A 17,243-nucleotide genomic window follows, 5' to 3' on the forward strand; every position below is an offset into this window, starting at 1 on the left:
GTTGTACGTATATGAGTTGAAAACATATTAACATAATGATAAAAATAAGCGGGGGCGTAATTACGCGCCCCCGCTTATTTTTACAAATCTTTCACTCTCAGTACACGCATTGCATTTAAAACTGCAAGTAGCGTAACACCAACATCTGAGAAGACCGCTTCCCACATTGTTGCAATACCAAAGGCACCAAGTAATAAAACTAGCCCTTTTACACCTAATGCAAATATAATATTTTGCCATACAATACTACGTGTACGTTTTGCAATTTTTACAGCTGTCGCGATTTTTGAAGGTTCATCAGTCATAATGACGATGTCAGCAGCTTCAATTGCTGCATCTGATCCTAAACCACCCATCGCAATACCAACGTCCGCTCTTGCTAATACTGGTGTATCGTTAATACCATCACCGACAAAAGCAATCTTTTCTTTACCGTGTTTTGCTGCATCAACTTTTTCGATTTCTTCTACTTTTTGGTGTGGTAATAATTCGGCATGCACTTCATCTAAACCTAATTCTTTACCAACAGCTTCACCAACTGATTTTGCATCACCAGTTAGCATGACTGTCTTCTTAATACCTAGTGCTTTTAACTTTTGAATTGCTTGTTTTGAATCCTCTTTTACCTCATCAGAGATAACAATATAACCTGCATATTTACCATCTACAGCAACATGAACTAGTGTACCTACTGTATTTGGTTGCTTAAATGTAATGTTTTCTTTTCTCATTAATTTAGCATTACCTGCGAAAATTTCTTTTCCTTGTACCTTTACAACCGTACCATGACCTGATATTTCACTATAGTCTTCAATACTATTTTCATCGATTGATTTTCCATATGCATTTCGAATAGATTGTGCAATCGGATGATTTGAATATACTTCTGCAAATGCTGCATATTCTAATAGCTCTTCAGCTGTAGTACCTTCACTAGGCTCCATCTTCGTAACTTTAAAGACACCTTTTGTTAATGTTCCTGTTTTATCAAAAACGATATATTTCACATCATTCAATGCTTCTAAATAGTTACTTCCTTTTACTAAAATACCACTTTTAGATGCCCCACCAATACCTCCAAAGAACCCAAGAGGAATCGATACAACGAGTGCACATGGACAAGAGATTACTAAGAACACTAAAGCTCTATAAATCCAATCGGAGAATGTTGCACCCTCTAAAATAAGTGGTGGAATAAATGCCATAATCGCCGCTGTAATAACTACGACTGGAGTATAATAACGCGCAAACTTCGTAATAAAGTTTTCTGTTGGCGCTTTTTTACTACTTGCATTTTGTACTAAATCTAAGATTTTTGATACAGTAGATTCACCAAATTCTTTTGTAACTTCAATTGTTAATACACCATTTTGGTTTACAAAACCACTTAATACGTCATTACCAACTTCTACTTCACGCGGTACAGATTCACCTGTTAACGCTGAAGTATCCATCATTGATGTTCCCTCAACTACTTTCCCGTCTAACGGTACTTTTTCACCTGGTTTCACGATAATATACTCACCAATTTGCACATCTTCTGGTGATACTTGTTTCGTTTCATTTCCAACTTTCACATTCGCATAATCAGGACGAATGTCCATTAATGAAGTAATTGATTTTCGAGAGCGATTTACAGCAATACTTTGGAACAGTTCTCCTACTTGATAGAATAACATTACTGCAACTGCTTCTGGATATTGTTGAATCGCGAAAGCTCCTAAAGTTGCAATTGCCATTAAAAAGTTTTCATCGAATACTTGGCCGCGAGTTATGTTTCTTACCGCTCTCCAAACGATATCTCCACCTATTAATAAATAAGCAAGAACGAATAATGGAATTGTTATCATTTGCGGTAATCCAGCTAATGCAGCAATTCCTGTCAAAATTCCGCCGACTACTAATCTTCCTATCATTTTTTTCACATTTCCATCACCATGATCATGGCCGTGGTCGTGTCCTTTTTCCTCTTCACGAACAACTTTTACATCTGGCTCTAACTTTTGAACGACATTTTTTATATCCTGCACAGTCGATTCAAGTTCTCTTTTATTCGCAACTTCTACTCTTAATTTCTTTGATACGAAATCAACAGTCGCTTCTGAAACTGTTGGCATTTCCTTTACCTTATTTTCAATCTTCATTGCACAGTTCGCACAGTCTAGACCTTCTAATATAAATACTTCTTTCGCCACTTTTGTTTTTTTCTCTTCTTGCACCTTAATATGCGGCTCTAATTTTGTAACGAGCTGCTTCGCTTCCGTAACAACTTGATTTTCTTTATTTTGTGGTGTTTCTAAAAGCATCGTCTTAGTTGCAAAGTTTACAGAACAAGACGTTACTCCCTCTATATTCCCAACACCCTTTTCAATTTTCATTGCACAATTCGCACAATCTAAGCCTTCTAGCATAAGTTTCTTTTTCACTAATGCCTCTGCCATCGTTCTCCCTCCTCGCGTTTTTATTCTTCCTCGTTTACGTGTTCAAACGCTTGCTCGAAGATATGAATTACGTGTTGATCAGCTAAGGAATAATAAACTACTTTTCCTTCTTTACGGTTTTTTACAAGCTTCGCTTGCTTTAATACACGAAGCTGATGTGAGATTGAAGATTGCGTCATCCCTAATAAATAAGCTAAATCACAAACACACATTTCAGCTTCAAATAATGCATGTAATATTCTTGTACGTGTACGGTCACCTAATACTTTAAATAATTCTGCTACTTTACTTAAACTTTCATCAGTCGGAATTGTTTGTTTTACTTGATCCACGATTTCCTCGTGAATTATCGTTTGAGAACATGCTTCCTGTTGCGTTTCTACTTTATTTTCAGCCATCACAGCTCACCTCTTTATTTGAACATATGAACAACTATTCATATGTTTTATACCTTTATTATATGAGCGTCTATTCATATGTGTCAATGAATTCTCATACATTTTTTAAAACATTTCGTTCACATTTCAAAATAAACATATAAATATTCTCCGCATCTATCATGCTCTTCATACAAAAGGGATGCACGAAAACTATCGTGCATCCCTTCTTATTTATTAACTTTTACTGCATCCACAATTAACGAAGCAAATCCTAATTTACCATCTTGATTTCTATGATCAAAACGTTTCGATCGATAAATAAATCCACCGTTCTCTTCCCAATCACTATAATGAAACTGGCCATTCTCATCACAGTATTCTAAAAGCTTTACTTGAAAACCAGCTGCTTCAAACATAGATATAATCGTTTTGTAGTTATGTACAATTTTATGGCTTGCAGCTGGATGATCTAACGGGCCAGGTCCTCCCACTTGCACACCACACTGATACTCTTCATTTGGGAAAAATGCATCCGGCACTGCACAGCGAATATATCCACTATCTTCTAAAAATTCATAACAAACTTTGGCTGCTTCAATACCTTCCTCATATGATAAATGTTCCCATACATGTTCTGCTAAAATGATTGATAACGAATTTGGATTAAACTTTTCAAGCCACATTTCTCTTCTTAATAAATTTAATTCCTCTTCATTTGTATGTAACCAACCTGGGTTATTATTATATCCCTCTGCTCCAACGACAACTTTCGTCTTCACCGTTCCACCCCTTCCTATATTCCGACATAAAAATTCGACAACATAACATCGTTCTCCTTTATCTTTCCAAAAGAGAAAAGCCTTGCGCGTTCCCTAGACGCACAAGGCTTACTATCTTATATCCCTTTTAATTAGCTTTTAATTAGCTTTTTCTAAACTATCCTGCGAACTTCCATCTTCTTTTAAATGACTATGTTTTTTCGAATATACAAAGTATACAACTACTCCAATTGCTAACCAAACACCGAAGTATATCCATGTTTTTAACGGTAAATTTAACATTAAGAATAGACAGCATGCAACTGAAATAATCGGTAAGATTGGTACAAGTGGTACCATAAATCCACGTTGTAATTTCGGATGCGTTTTACGAAGAATGATAACAGTTACACCAACCATGGCGAATGTTAATAACGCTCCAATATTCGCTAAATTCGACAATTCTTTTAAATCGATAAATCCAGCAATTAAAGCACTACCAATTCCTGTTAACCAAACTGAAAATGTTGGCGCTTCAGTCTTCTTGTTAATTTTCGCAAAAGATTTTGGCAATAAACCGTCACGGCTCATTGCGAAGAATACACGTGTTGTCGCATAAATGTAAGCGAAAATTACAGCCATAATACCGATTACAGCTCCAATAGCGATTACACCAGCTACTTTATCTTGTCCTACAACTTCTAACACATATGCCATAGCTTCAGGTACATCTAATTCCTTATAAGAAACCATACCTGTCATAACAAGACAAACTACAACATAAATGATTGTACAAATAACTAACGAAGCAATAATACCAATCGGTAGATCACGTTGTGGATTTTTTACTTCTTCAGCAGAAGTTGCTAATGCATCAAATCCTAAGAAAGCAAAGAATACTGCTGCTCCTCCGGCGAAGACTCCACTTATGCCGTACGGTGCAAATGGTATCCAGTTTTCTGGTTTCACGTAGAATACACCAACTGCAATGAATAAAACAACAATACCAATTTTAATTAATACCATTATGTTATTCACGCGCTTACTTTCTTTTGTACCTCGTGATAATAACCAAGTTATCACCAACGTAACGATAATTGCGGGTAAGTTTACCATACCACCTTGCGATGGAATCGTTAACAACGCTTTAGGAATTTCAAGTCCCAATCCGCTCATTAAATTATTGAAATAACCTGTCCATCCGCCAGCTACTGCGGCAGTTGTTACGACATATACGGATAACAATGTCCATCCCATTAAATGGGCAACAAACTCACCAATTGTTGCATATGAATATGTGTATACACTACCTGAAACTGGAAGTGTAGATGCAACCTCTGCATAACATAAAGCTGCAAATCCACAAACAATTGCTGCAATCATGAATGAAAAAATAACTGCTGGACCAGCATCTCTTGCTGCTACTAATCCCGTTAATACTAGAACTCCTGTACCAATTATCGCACCAATCCCTAGCATTGTTAGGTCAAATGCCCCTAGCGTTTTCGTCAAAGTTTTACTTTTACTTTCCCCTAACAATTGCGTAACGGATTTCTTTTTAAATAGGTTGGCCACGATGAATGCCCCCTTTTACCAAGAAGAGCTAAGAGGTATTATCTCTTAGCTCTTATCATGTTGTTTTATATATTGTTCGATTTTTTTTGTATAATGCTTCTATTAGCAAGATACTTTTTCTGCTTCTAATAATTCTTTAGCACCTTTGTACTCTACACCGTGAGCTTCTGCAACTGCTTCGAATGTTACATAGCCTTCTAATGTATTAATACCTTTTAATAATGCAGTGTTGCCTAGGCAAGCTTCTTTGTAGCCTTTGTTAGCAATTTGTACTGCATATGGTACTGTTACGTTTGTTAATGCAAGAGTTGATGTACGTGGAACCGCACCTGGCATGTTTGCAACTGCATAGTGAACAACGCCGTGTTTTTCATAAGTTGGGTTATCATGAGTTGTAATGCGGTCAGTTGTTTCGAAAATACCACCTTGGTCAATCGCGATATCTACAACAACAGAACCTGGTTCCATTGATTGAATCATTTCTTCTGTTACAAGTTTTGGCGCTTTTGCACCTGGGATTAATACTGCACCGATTACAAGATCCGATTCTTTTACAGCTTCTGCAATATTGTAAGGATTAGACATTAAAGTTTTTACTTGGTTTCCGAAAATGTCATCTAATTGACGAAGACGTTCTGCACTTAAGTCGATGATTGTTACATCCGCACCTAGTCCAACTGCAATTTTAGCAGCATTTGTACCAGCTTGTCCACCACCGATAATTGTTACTTTACCACGTTTAACTCCTGGAACACCTGCAAGTAAGATACCTTTACCGCCTTTGTTTTTCTCAAGGAATTGCGCACCGATTTGTGCAGCCATACGACCAGCTACTTCACTCATAGGTGCAAGTAATGGTAATGAACGGTTTTCTAATTGTACTGTTTCATATGCGATAGCAACAACTTTCTTCTCGATTAACGCTTTTGTTAATTCTGGTTCTGGAGCTAAGTGTAAGTATGTGAATAAGATTAAACCTTCGCTGAAGTGTTTGTATTCGCTTTCAACTGGTTCCTTAACTTTCATAACCATTTCCATGTTCCAAGCTTCTTCAGCTGTATCAACAATTTTTGCTCCCGCTTCAACATACTGAGCATCTGTGAAACCTGATCCTAAACCTGCACCCTTTTGAATGAATACTTCGTGATTGTTACGAATTAAATGTACAACACCTGCTGGTGTCATTGCCACACGGTTTTCGTTGTTTTTAATTTCTGCTGGTACCCCAATACGCATAATGAAATGCCCCCTTATAATTAACAGAAAAAAGGAATTCTTTTTTCTTTTTGTAATAATTAATAACTTATGTCCTTATTCTAGCATAACTTAAAAATTATGAAAACGCTAACATACCATTTTTTAAAAGTTTATATATTTAGAATAGTGTAAATATACGAAACATTGATTCTATTGGGTTGTTCGTGCCATCGCATTATCTATCACTCTATTTACATTATATCCATTCAAAACGCATAGTAATTATTTATTATTTGACAATAATGTAACAATGCAAAAAACTAAGTAGTTACGTATACATATACACTTATTACTTTGTACAATACTTTAGAAATATATTCTTTTCATAAAAAAAACAGCTACTAGCATTTAGCCAGCAGCTGGATAGATCATAAATAACTTTGAAAATAGATCTTCTGTCGTCTCACCAATTTTATCAAACATATCACTTTCACGATCTTCTTGCTCTTTTAACATCTTAATTGTTTCACGTGCATCTTCAGGATAATCGGTAATGATACCATCTACGTTTAACTTATAATATCCCTTTAAACTTTCCATATCATTTACCGTCCATACGTAAATTGGCTTGTTTAACTTCCTTGCTTCTTTTACTAATTTCTTATTTAACATGTATTCTTCTGCTACATAAAAATCAGCCTTCACATTCTTTAAGTTAGCTCTACTCGCATACAGTATATATCCTACTTTTATATTTGGATTTGCACGTTTAAACTCTTTAATAAGCGGATAGTGTAACGTTTGAATGACACATTGCTTCTCAAATTCATTATCTTTAATCGCTTTTAATACTTTGTTTACGAAATCTTTTTCGCCACCATGAAGCTTCACTTCAATATTAAGTTTGATTTTTCCTTTTGCCAGCTTAATGATCTCATCAAGTGTACTTATTTGTCCTGAAAAACCATCTTGACTAAGGGTAAGCTGTCTTAACTCCTCCATCGTTAAATCTGACACATGAACATTAGCATTAGCAAGACGTTTTAGCTTCAAATCATGTATAACTGCTAGTTCACCGTCTTTTGTTTGCAGTACATCAATTTCAGCGTAGTCTGCTTTGGCATCAATAGCCCCCTGCACAGCTTCTTTCGTATTCTCTACACCTTTTGAAATATAACCACGATGAGCCATAATAATTGGTTCTTTATATGAATTTGAAATAAACGTTACAATGAAGGCAACGACCATTCCGGCAGTAATAATTCCTACAATATATACACCAATAAATTTCCAACGATGTTTTTGGAAGAAACATTTATCTGCTTTTGTTTTCGAATAATCTAATCCCTCTTCTAATAAAACATCTTCAACCGGAACCTTTTGTAAATACAATCGTGTTATTGCCATAATATAAAATGGCGTCACGATAAAACTAAATAAATACAATGTACTCGTTAAAAATACAGACATCGTTGATTCCGCTAATAATGCAAATGTTCCCTGTGGATTTGTAAATTCATACATGCCCCATAGACACAATAAATACATTCCAAAAAATACACCGTACACAATCCCTATTGAAATAAAAAATCCTACTAAAAAGAATAGTACTTTAAAAAAACTTTCTTTTACTAACGTTGCACTTTTACGTGCTGCTGTGCGAAACGACTTTTGCTCTAAAACAACAATAGGTAGAACAAAAATCCAGCGAAGGTTCAAATACGCAACTACAGCAAAGAACGTGTAATAACCAACTTGTCCCATCGTTGTCTTAAACAGTTCTCCTGTAATAAAGTTAGGAATTTGAATTTGCGGAATTAATGCCGTTTCATATCCAATATTTAAAAGAGGTAACAATACGACAGCATACAACACAAATCCTGGTAAGCAATATGTAAAAAGAGAAGGTAAATACGTTACTGTTTTATACAAAATCGGACGTAATCTTACCTTTTGTCTTTTATGAGCGAAATACGAAATAATAATAAGCACTGCAAATTCCGTAAAAATAAGAAACAATGCTAGTATCGATAAAATTACAATCGCCAAAATCCCATATGGTGTTTTCAAAAACGCTACTAATTCATCATTTGTCGCATTTGCATAACCACCAAAGTACAATAACTTATTGAAAATAATACCTAAGAGGGGGATAAATACGATTGCAGCTAACAACTTATAGGCGAGCTGAAATGTTAGCACATTCCAAAAAGCAAATTGTACAGTTTGAAAGGAATGTCTCATTACTCCTGGTATAGATAGTCTTTTACGATGTTGCATATATTCCTCCACATTCTAAAACTATATTTGAGATGGATTCCACATTTCCAATTTCAATCCATCTTTTTAATAATAATAATATATTCCGCTTAACATGAACACTCTTATACATATAATGAAAAAAGTGATGGGATTAGCCATCACTTTTTTCACTCGCCCTATTTTTTCTCTAGTCCTTGTCCAAATGCTTTTAAGAAACTAAAACCAAATGTTATCGCCCTGTTGATATCTGGATCTTTTAATACCTTAAAGAAATCCATCACTTTTGTTTTCTTTCCGTTTTTCAGCTCATCCGTTGCAAATTGTAATCCAGTGACTAAACTAGATGTTATTTGTTTCGTTATTTCTGGGTCAACTGAGGATAACGCTTCCCCCGCCCCCATCATATTGTTAAGTGCATTTTTGACTGGTTCACGATTTAATTGCTCCACAGCGATTTTCGAAACATCTTCCTTCGCAGCAAGTAAACTAATCGCTGCATCTAAAATCCCAGCTTTTTGCAACTGTCCTAATAGCTGCATCGTCTCTTCTACTGCTTCTCTATTTTCAGCTAGCTCATTTAACAGTTCATCTGTTACTTGCTGTTTCTTTTCTTCTTCTGCCACAACCTTCTTTTTAATTAAAGTAATCTCTTTTGCCATGATCTCCGCCCCCTAATTCTGGTCCACAAGTGATACGTATTGTTTTCTTTGCCACTTTTGCTCGATTTCAACACCATTTTGCGGATGACGTTTTTTATCTCTCGGGTTTGAAGATGGTAACGGACGATTTCCTTTTTCACGTAATACGCGCAGTTTCACCATTGTTTGTTTATAAGCTGGTGTACACGTATAAATGTCTGTCGCTGTTCCTGTTAAAATATTAATTGCCTCTTCATTTACTGTCGCATGCATCGGCAAATATAACTCATTTCCAGTTACACGATCTGTAACAAGCGCTTGTACTTTGATTTTCCCAAATGGTGATGCTAATTCTACAAGACCACCATCTTTCACATTACGTTCTTTAGCAAGTTCAGGTGAAATTTCAACAAATACTTCAGACACTTTAGATAAAATGCCAGCTGACTTATTCGTCATATTTCCTTCATGGAAATGCTCTAGCATACGGCCATTATTTAATAGTAAATCATACTCATCTGGTGCTACTACTGGTGGTACCCATTCATCTAACGATAAACGAGCTAGCTTATCCGGGAAGTTAAATCCATCTACATATAATAATGGTGTATCGCTGCCATCATGGCTACCCCAGCATAAACTATTCCAGCCTTCTAAACGGTCATACGTTGCTTGTGAGTATAACGGAGCAAGCGATGCAATTTCATCCATAATTTCACTTGGACTTCCATAATTCCAGTCTCCGCCCAGTGCACGAGCTACTTTTTGTAAAATCCACCAATCTGGCTTAGAATCACCAAGTGGCTTCAACACTTCATACAATCTTTGAATACGACGTTCTGTATTTGTAAATGTTCCTTCTTTTTCTAAGCTTGGTGCTGCCGGTAAAATAACATCGGCAAAACGAGCTGTTTTCGATAAAAACATATCTTGAACAACGAGGAAGTCTAAATTCGCTAAAATATGTTGTACATGGTTGGCATTTGAATCTACTAAAGCCATTTCTTCTCCCATAACATACATGCCACGCAGTTTTCCTTCTTCCGCTGCTAGTAACATTGCGATATTATTTAGTCCCGGTTCTTTCGGAATGGTAGTACCGTATGCTTTTTCAAATTTCGCACGATGCACATCATCTGAAACTGCTTGATAACCTGGAAGCCAGTTCGGTAATGTTGCCATATCACAAGCACCTTGTACGTTATTATGTCCGCGTAATGGATACGCACCTGCACCAGGACGACGATAGTTACCCGTAACAAGCAGTAAATTTGAAATTGCAGCTGACGTTGTACTTCCTCCTGTATTTTGCGTTACACCCATTCCCCAAAGTACACAAGTACCATCTGCTTCATATACCATACGAGCCATCTCTTTAAGATTATCTTTAGAAATCCCTGTAATTTTCTCAGTATAATCAAGCGTATACTTTTCTAGCATTTTGCTATATTCATCAAAATTCTTTACATTTTCAGCTATGAACTTTTTATCATGCCAATCTTGATCAATAATATATTTCGTAATACCAGCAAGCCATACATAATCCGTTCCTTGACTCGGGTGAACAAATATATCAGCACGCTCTGCCATTTCATGTTTACGAAGGTCTGCTACAATCAATTTTTGCTCGTGTAATTTATGAGCACGCTTTACTCTAGTTGCAAGTACAGGATGACCTTCTGTTGGATTTGCACCAACAATAATAACAAGACCTGCTTCAGCAATATCTTTCACTGTTCCAGCATCCCCACCCATACCGACAGTTTTAAATAAACCGTCTGTCGCTGGAGATTGGCAATAACGCGAACAGTTATCTACGTTATTCGTTCCATATATTTGACGGGCTAGTTTTTGCATAAGGTAGTTTTCTTCATTTGTTACTTTAGAAGAAGAAATAAAACCAAATGCATCGCTACCGTATTCTGACTTAATATGTTGAATATTAGATGCAACAACTTCAAGAGCCTCTTCCCATGAAGCCTCAACAAACATATCCCCTTGGCGAATTAACGGTTTTGTAATACGCTCTTCACTGTTTACAAAATCCCAACCAAATTTACCTTTTACACATGTAGAGATACCATTAACCGGTGCATCTGAAACAGGTTGTACTTTTAAAATTTGACGATCTTTCGTCCATACTTCAAATGAACAACCTACACCACAAAATGTACAAACTGTTTTTGTTTTATTAACTTTCGTCTTACGCATCGCAGCCTCTACTTCTGAAACCGCTAAAATACTGCTATATCCAGGTTCTACATCTTTTACAAAATCAATCATTGGATCTAACACATCTGGTTTTAATCCTGTCATAAATCCTGCTTCACCCAGCATTGTTTTTTCCATTAATGCATTACACGGACATACTGTTACACATTGCCCACAACTCACACAAGATGAGTCATTTATACTTACACCATTGTCCCAAATAACACGTGGACGGTCTAAACTCCAATCGATTGATAACGTTTCATTCACTTGTAAATTTTGGCATACTTCTACACACTGCCCACAAGCAATGCATTGATTTGGATCGTATCGATAGAATGGATGCGATGTATCCACTTCGCATGCACTTACTTTCGGTTCATACGGATATTTCTGTTCTTCAATCTCCATCATATGTACTGTATTATGGACTTTACAGTTACCATTATTGTTATCACATACTGTACAATACAATAAATGATTCTCTAATATTCGATCCATTGCTTCAGTCTGCGCCTCTTTAGCACGCTGCGATTGTCTTTCAATATGCATACCACTCTCTAGCTTAGTTGAACAAGCACGCATTAACTTCCCATCTACTTCTACAATACATGTATCACAGGTTTGAATAGGATCTACCTCTGGTACATGACAAATTTGAGGATGTTCTAAATTACTTTCATTAAATAATTGGAGTATCGTCTTTTCACCTGATGCAAAAAGTTCTTTACCATCAACGGTTACACGGACTGTCTGTTCTGTCATAGTTTCCCCTCTCCTTACAACTCACTGTACAATACGATTATGAATCCGTTTTCAAAAACGTATTTCTGTACATATTTTTGAAACGCTCTGCCCGAATACTTTTCTTATGAAGTCGATTCTAGATGTTATAAGGTATAACTACGAAAGCTTGAAAATATCACTATTCTACAGTTCTATTATATCGTACATATACAATAATAACCAAAATAATCTGTGATTTCCTTGCTAATAGATGTTTTTATTTCCCCATTGTTTTATGATAAATATGGGAGAGAAATACATATAAAAGGGGAATTTAATATGGGGCCTACGCAAGAGACTTATACAATTGTACGCTATCAATCTGGTACATTTTCAAAACAACTGGATGAGATTGTTACAGAATCTCCTATTACTATTAAATTAAACGGTGAGGAATATGTAACAGTTGTATGCACACCAAATTACATTGAAGATATGGTAATTGGTTTTTTAATTTCTGAGGGGATTATTTCTTCCTATAAAGATGTTGAAGAACTATGGGTGCAAAAAGATAACGGAATTGTACATGTAACATCATCAAAAGTAAATCCGCTCTATCAAACTTTATATAATAAGCGATACATCACTTCTTGCTGCGGAAAAGGTAGACAAGGTTTTATTTTCGTTAACGATGCAGCAAAAGCAAAAAATTTACATGATATACACGTGAAAGTTACTCCTGAAGAATGTTTTTACTTAATGAATACTTTACAACAATCTTCAACTACATTTCGCCAAACAGGTGGTGTGCACAACACCGCGTTATGCGATCGAAAAAATATTCTCATATCAAGAATGGATATCGGAAGACATAATGCACTAGATAAAATATACGGTCATTGTTTACGGAACAATATATCTGTTCAAGGGAAAATCATCGCGTTTAGCGGACGAATCTCATCTGAAATTTTGTTAAAGGTTTCAAAAATCGGTTGCGAAATCGTCCTATCTAAATCAGCTCCAACTAAGCTAGCATTGCAACTCGCTCACGATTTAGGCATTACCGTAGTAGGATTCATTCGAAATGAATCTTGCAATATTTATACACATCCAGAACGAATCGATGGTTATCAATCGAATAACTAAAAAATACCTTCTCAATTGAGGAGGTATTTTAGTTATAAAAATGTAATATATATAACACTTGAATAGTTAATAAAGTTAATATATAATTTCATTACATAATTAAAACAAAACATTGTAGCATAATCTTTTCATTCTTTTACAAATTAAGAAAGAATAGTCACAGAATACATTTAACTAAACTTAATCTTACAAAGTTAATGAATTAAATTTGAATCAATCTAGGAGGTTACAACTATGGAAATTCGCTTATTAACAACAGAGGACGCAGAAATTTATTTGAAAGTTTGTATGGAAGGTTTAACGAAAAACCCTGAGGCTTTTAGCTCTTCTTATGAAGATGTTCTTAAACATGAAAACCCTGTCGCTGCCATGGCAAAGCGATTAAGCAATCCGGATAAGTATACTCTAGGTGTCTTCAAAGATAATGATTTAGTTGGCATTGCTACTTTAGAAACAAAGCCATTTATTAAGCAAGAACATAAGGCAAAAATCGGCTCCGTTTTTGTTTCTCCAAAAGCGCGTGGCCTCGGTGCAGGACGGGCTTTAATTAAAGCAATTATTGAAAATGCCGATAAATTACATGTAGAACAGCTCATGCTCGATGTTGTTGCTGATAACACTGCTGCAAAAAAATTATATGAGTCCCTCGGCTTCCAAACTTACGGCGTGCAAGAACGGTCCTTAAAACATAATGGCCAATATTGGGACGAAGAGCATATGGTTTTATTCTTAAATAATTAACATTTTAATATAATTTTCCAAAAGCATCTTCTTATTAATTAAGATGCTTTTTTTTCATTACAACAATGTAATCTTCATGTCACCTTTATCGATCGTTCCAATCCTTTCCATTCGTTATACTAAAAATATAAAGTGAAGCTTTAATCGGTGGAGAGATCCATCCCCCACTGAATTTTGAGATGGGAGTCTTACTGCCCGCAAATAGCGGGATAAAGTGAAACTTTACTCAGCGAGAAGTATCCATTTCCCGCTGATTATTACATGAACGTATAGCATGCAATTGATATGTAGAGGAGAATGTGACATGAAACAAAATAAACGAGCTATCTTTTTAATATGTGCTACAGCAATTGTAACTTCTGGATTAGCAATTTTACCTTGGTTTATTATATAGAATACATAAAAAAAAGCTTATTGCTTCTTAAGAGGCAATAAGCTTTTTTTCTATTATAAAATCCCGAAAAATTTATTTACACAACTTATCATAATAAGCATAGATACCGCAACGCACATTACAACCGCATTACGATCGTGCTTTTCTTTTTGTAAATGCTCTACTTCTTTATTCATGTGTACAATCCCCTTTTAAAAAAAGTGTGAGATAGGAAATTTTTCTTATCCGATGCGAGGTGAATACGAAAACCCTCTCTATCTCACATACACAATAGAATGGAATTGTCATTTTATAAATAAAATGACATGACGTTATGTCGCAACATAGGGTATTTGTGTCGCTACGTTTTCTATTATAAAAAATAGTTGTGCAAAACTAGTGCATTTTTTATGTCAATTGCCCTGATTGAAAAAATCAGCCATCCATTTAATCACATAAAAAGAGTTTTTTATTATTTTCATGTAAACTATACAAGTAGAATGAATAGTTTGGGGTGCACAAGATTATGATGAAAATTTTATTAGTAGACGATGAAGAACGTATGTTACGATTATTAGATCTGTTCTTAAGCCCTCGCGGCTATTTTTGTATGAAAGCTACTTCTGGCCTTGAAGCGCTAGAATTAATCGAACAGAAGAACTTCGATATTATTTTATTAGATGTTATGATGCCGAATATGGATGGGTGGGATACTTGCTATCAAATCCGTCAAATTTCCAACGTTCCAATTATTATGCTAACAGCTCGCAACCAAAACTACGATATGGTCAAAGGCCTAACAATGGGAGCAGATGACTATATTACAAAACCATTCGATGAACATGTATTAGTCGCGCGAATCGAGGCTATATTACGCCGCACAAAGAAAGATGGCTTTGTTAGCTTCAATGGTATTGAGTGGGATAAAACGAAACATACTGTTACAGTTTATAATGAAAAAATCTCACTAACTCCTATTGAGTTTTCGTTGCTCGGACTATTTTTACAAAATACAAACCGTGCTTACAGCCGAGACGATTTAATCGAGAAGATTTGGGGCTATCAAACAGACATCGAATACAGAACTATCGATTCACATATTCGTAATATACGGGATAAGTTACGCAAAAAAGGATTTCCAGTTGAAGATTACTTAGAAACTGTCTATAAAGTCGGATATAAATGGAAAAATGAATAATTACTTCGGTCAGTGGGGATGTATAAAACCCCACTGATTAAAGCTTCACTTTATATGAAATAAGGTATGGTGAGAAAATGAGCAAACTTTCCCTTAAAGTTGGGACATACTTTTTAATATTAGCTTTATGTATTGAGACAATCGCTTTCGTATCTTTTTATAAAAGTCTTTCAAAAATGCGGGTTGAAGAGGAAACCGTTGCTCTATTAGAGAAAGGCAATCGGTATCGTGATAAAATTGTAAACCGTGCAAAGTGGAATGAACATTCTAAACAAAATCCAGACACCGAACGTCCTAAACGCCCTTGGTATCCAGAGTTCACTATCGAGCATGCAGCTGAAGAATTAATTGGATCAGAATTAATTGCTAATACCGATATCACTATCATTATAACTGACAATAACGGCAAAATCATTTCCACCTCAGAACCCGTAACGAAAGAAATGCAAAAACAACTTACTTGTAAAGCGGAAAGCATTCCTAAAAGCGGGTTGATTGTAGAAAAAAACTGGAAAAAATCGAAATTCATCTCCACAGTAAGCCCACTTGAAATAAATGGATTTCAAGGTAACTTACATATGTTATTAAAAACATCCTTCTTAGAAAATATGCTACTTAAACTCATGGATCAATTCATTATCGTGAGTATTCTAACACTTATTTTAACTACTATTTCTGTCTTTGTTTTTTCTCGTGTTATTACAGAACCGCTTATAAAAATGAAGCGGGCGGCAGAAAAAATGTCAAAATTAAATAAGCCGATTCAATTAGGAATTAAACGAAATGATGAACTTGGAAGCTTAGCAAAAACGATTGAAGATTTATCTAGTGAACTTACGTATATGAAAAAAGAACGAAACGAATTTCTCGCTAGTGTAGCGCATGAATTACTAACTCCATTAACCTATATGAAAGGTTATGCAAAAGTAGCAAAAAGAGATTCTCTAACGAAAGAAGAACGCGAAGAATACTTACAAATCATTGAAGACGAAACGGATAGTGTAACCGATCTCGTACAAGATTTATTTATACTTGTACAATTAGAGCAACATCAATTCGTTATTAAAAAACAAAAAATACTCCTGGGGTCATTTTTAGAACGAATGGTTGAAAAAACAAAAACAACATTAACAAACAAACAAATAGAAATTCATGTATACTGTAAAAATGATTTAGAAGTTTGTGTAGATGAAAGGCGTATGGAACAAGTGATGTTAAATTTATTACACAACGCTTATCAACATTCGCCAGAAAACACTTCTATCACAATACGTGTACTAACCAGTGTGAATACTTTTACAATAAAAGTACAAGATGAAGGTGAAGGTATTCCAAAAGAAGATATCCCACACATTTTCGATCGTTTTTACCGTGTCGATAAATCTAGAACAAGGGCTACAGGCGGAAAAGGTATTGGACTAGCTGTTGCAAAGGAAATTGTAGAACTTCATAATGGTTCTATCGAAGTTAAAAGCGAATTAGAAGTCGGAACAGAATTTATAATTGAATTACCATTTGAATAATATATGCGGGAAATCACCAGTAGTAGTCAGCACTACTGGTGCTATTTTATTTATAAAACCAGCTCATGTAAGCT

The 17,243-nt window shown here is 35.4% G+C and carries 13 protein-coding genes; 4 read left to right on the forward strand and 9 right to left on the reverse strand.

The window, feature by feature from the left end:
• Nucleotides 1–80: 80 nt before the first annotated feature.
• From SJY24_RS27435 to fdhF, 8 genes are all read right to left on the reverse strand, one after another.
• A complete protein-coding gene (locus tag SJY24_RS27435) occupies nt 81–2,441 on the reverse strand; it encodes a heavy metal translocating P-type ATPase (protein WP_377866899.1) in 2,361 nt (786 codons plus the stop codon).
• A 20-nt stretch (nt 2,442–2,461) separates the two neighbouring features.
• On the reverse strand, nt 2,462–2,839 hold the full coding sequence (locus SJY24_RS27440; protein WP_000829683.1) for an ArsR/SmtB family transcription factor: 378 nt from the start codon (nt 2,837–2,839) through the stop codon (nt 2,462–2,464).
• Nucleotides 2,840–3,048: 209 nt separating this feature from the next.
• A complete protein-coding gene (locus tag SJY24_RS27445; protein ID WP_377866900.1) occupies nt 3,049–3,600 on the reverse strand; it encodes a class I SAM-dependent methyltransferase in 552 nt (183 codons plus the stop codon).
• A gap of 138 nt (nt 3,601–3,738) precedes the next feature.
• Nucleotides 3,739–5,154: an amino acid permease gene (locus tag SJY24_RS27450; protein WP_377866901.1), complete on the reverse strand. Its 1,416-nt coding sequence runs from the start codon at nt 5,152–5,154 to the stop codon at nt 3,739–3,741.
• A 102-nt stretch (nt 5,155–5,256) separates the two neighbouring features.
• Complete coding sequence (gene ald / locus SJY24_RS27455; RefSeq protein WP_377866902.1) at nt 5,257–6,390, reverse strand: alanine dehydrogenase; 1,134 nt, start codon at nt 6,388–6,390, stop codon at nt 5,257–5,259.
• Between the two features lie 369 nt (nt 6,391–6,759).
• Complete coding sequence (locus SJY24_RS27460) at nt 6,760–8,631, reverse strand: glycerophosphoryl diester phosphodiesterase membrane domain-containing protein (RefSeq protein WP_377866903.1); 1,872 nt, start codon at nt 8,629–8,631, stop codon at nt 6,760–6,762.
• A gap of 158 nt (nt 8,632–8,789) precedes the next feature.
• Entirely contained in the window at nt 8,790–9,272 is a 483-nt protein-coding gene (locus SJY24_RS27465) for a helical membrane plugin domain-containing protein (RefSeq protein WP_377866904.1), read from the reverse strand.
• A 12-nt stretch (nt 9,273–9,284) separates the two neighbouring features.
• Nucleotides 9,285–12,227 (reverse strand): formate dehydrogenase subunit alpha, encoded by a 2,943-nt coding sequence (gene fdhF, locus SJY24_RS27470; RefSeq protein WP_377866905.1) that lies wholly within the window; start codon nt 12,225–12,227, stop codon nt 9,285–9,287.
• Nucleotides 12,228–12,527: 300 nt separating this feature from the next.
• On the opposite strand from fdhF, the gene fdhD reads away from it, so the two are divergent.
• Together fdhD and SJY24_RS27480 are read left to right on the forward strand one after the other, a co-directional pair.
• Entirely contained in the window at nt 12,528–13,334 is an 807-nt protein-coding gene (fdhD, locus tag SJY24_RS27475; protein ID WP_377866906.1) for a formate dehydrogenase accessory sulfurtransferase FdhD, read from the forward strand.
• Between the two features lie 234 nt (nt 13,335–13,568).
• Nucleotides 13,569–14,075 (forward strand): GNAT family N-acetyltransferase, encoded by a 507-nt coding sequence (locus SJY24_RS27480; RefSeq protein WP_000405886.1) that lies wholly within the window; start codon nt 13,569–13,571, stop codon nt 14,073–14,075.
• 447 nt (nt 14,076–14,522) lie between these two features.
• On the opposite strand, the gene SJY24_RS27485 is transcribed toward SJY24_RS27480, so the two are convergent.
• Nucleotides 14,523–14,645, reverse strand: a complete 123-nt coding sequence (locus tag SJY24_RS27485) for a hypothetical protein (RefSeq protein ID WP_377866907.1) — start codon at nt 14,643–14,645, stop codon at nt 14,523–14,525.
• A gap of 329 nt (nt 14,646–14,974) precedes the next feature.
• Between SJY24_RS27485 and SJY24_RS27490 the strand changes: the two genes are divergently transcribed.
• Both SJY24_RS27490 and SJY24_RS27495 read left to right on the forward strand, forming a co-directional pair.
• On the forward strand, nt 14,975–15,646 hold the full coding sequence (locus tag SJY24_RS27490; RefSeq protein ID WP_377866908.1) for a response regulator transcription factor: 672 nt from the start codon (nt 14,975–14,977) through the stop codon (nt 15,644–15,646).
• Between the two features lie 77 nt (nt 15,647–15,723).
• Complete coding sequence (locus tag SJY24_RS27495) at nt 15,724–17,169, forward strand: sensor histidine kinase (protein WP_377866909.1); 1,446 nt, start codon at nt 15,724–15,726, stop codon at nt 17,167–17,169.
• Nucleotides 17,170–17,243: the final 74 nt, after the last annotated feature.

This window comes from Bacillus sp. R86525, assembly GCF_042466195.1.
Lineage (GTDB): Bacteria > Bacillota > Bacilli > Bacillales > Bacillaceae_G > Bacillus_A > Bacillus_A nitratireducens.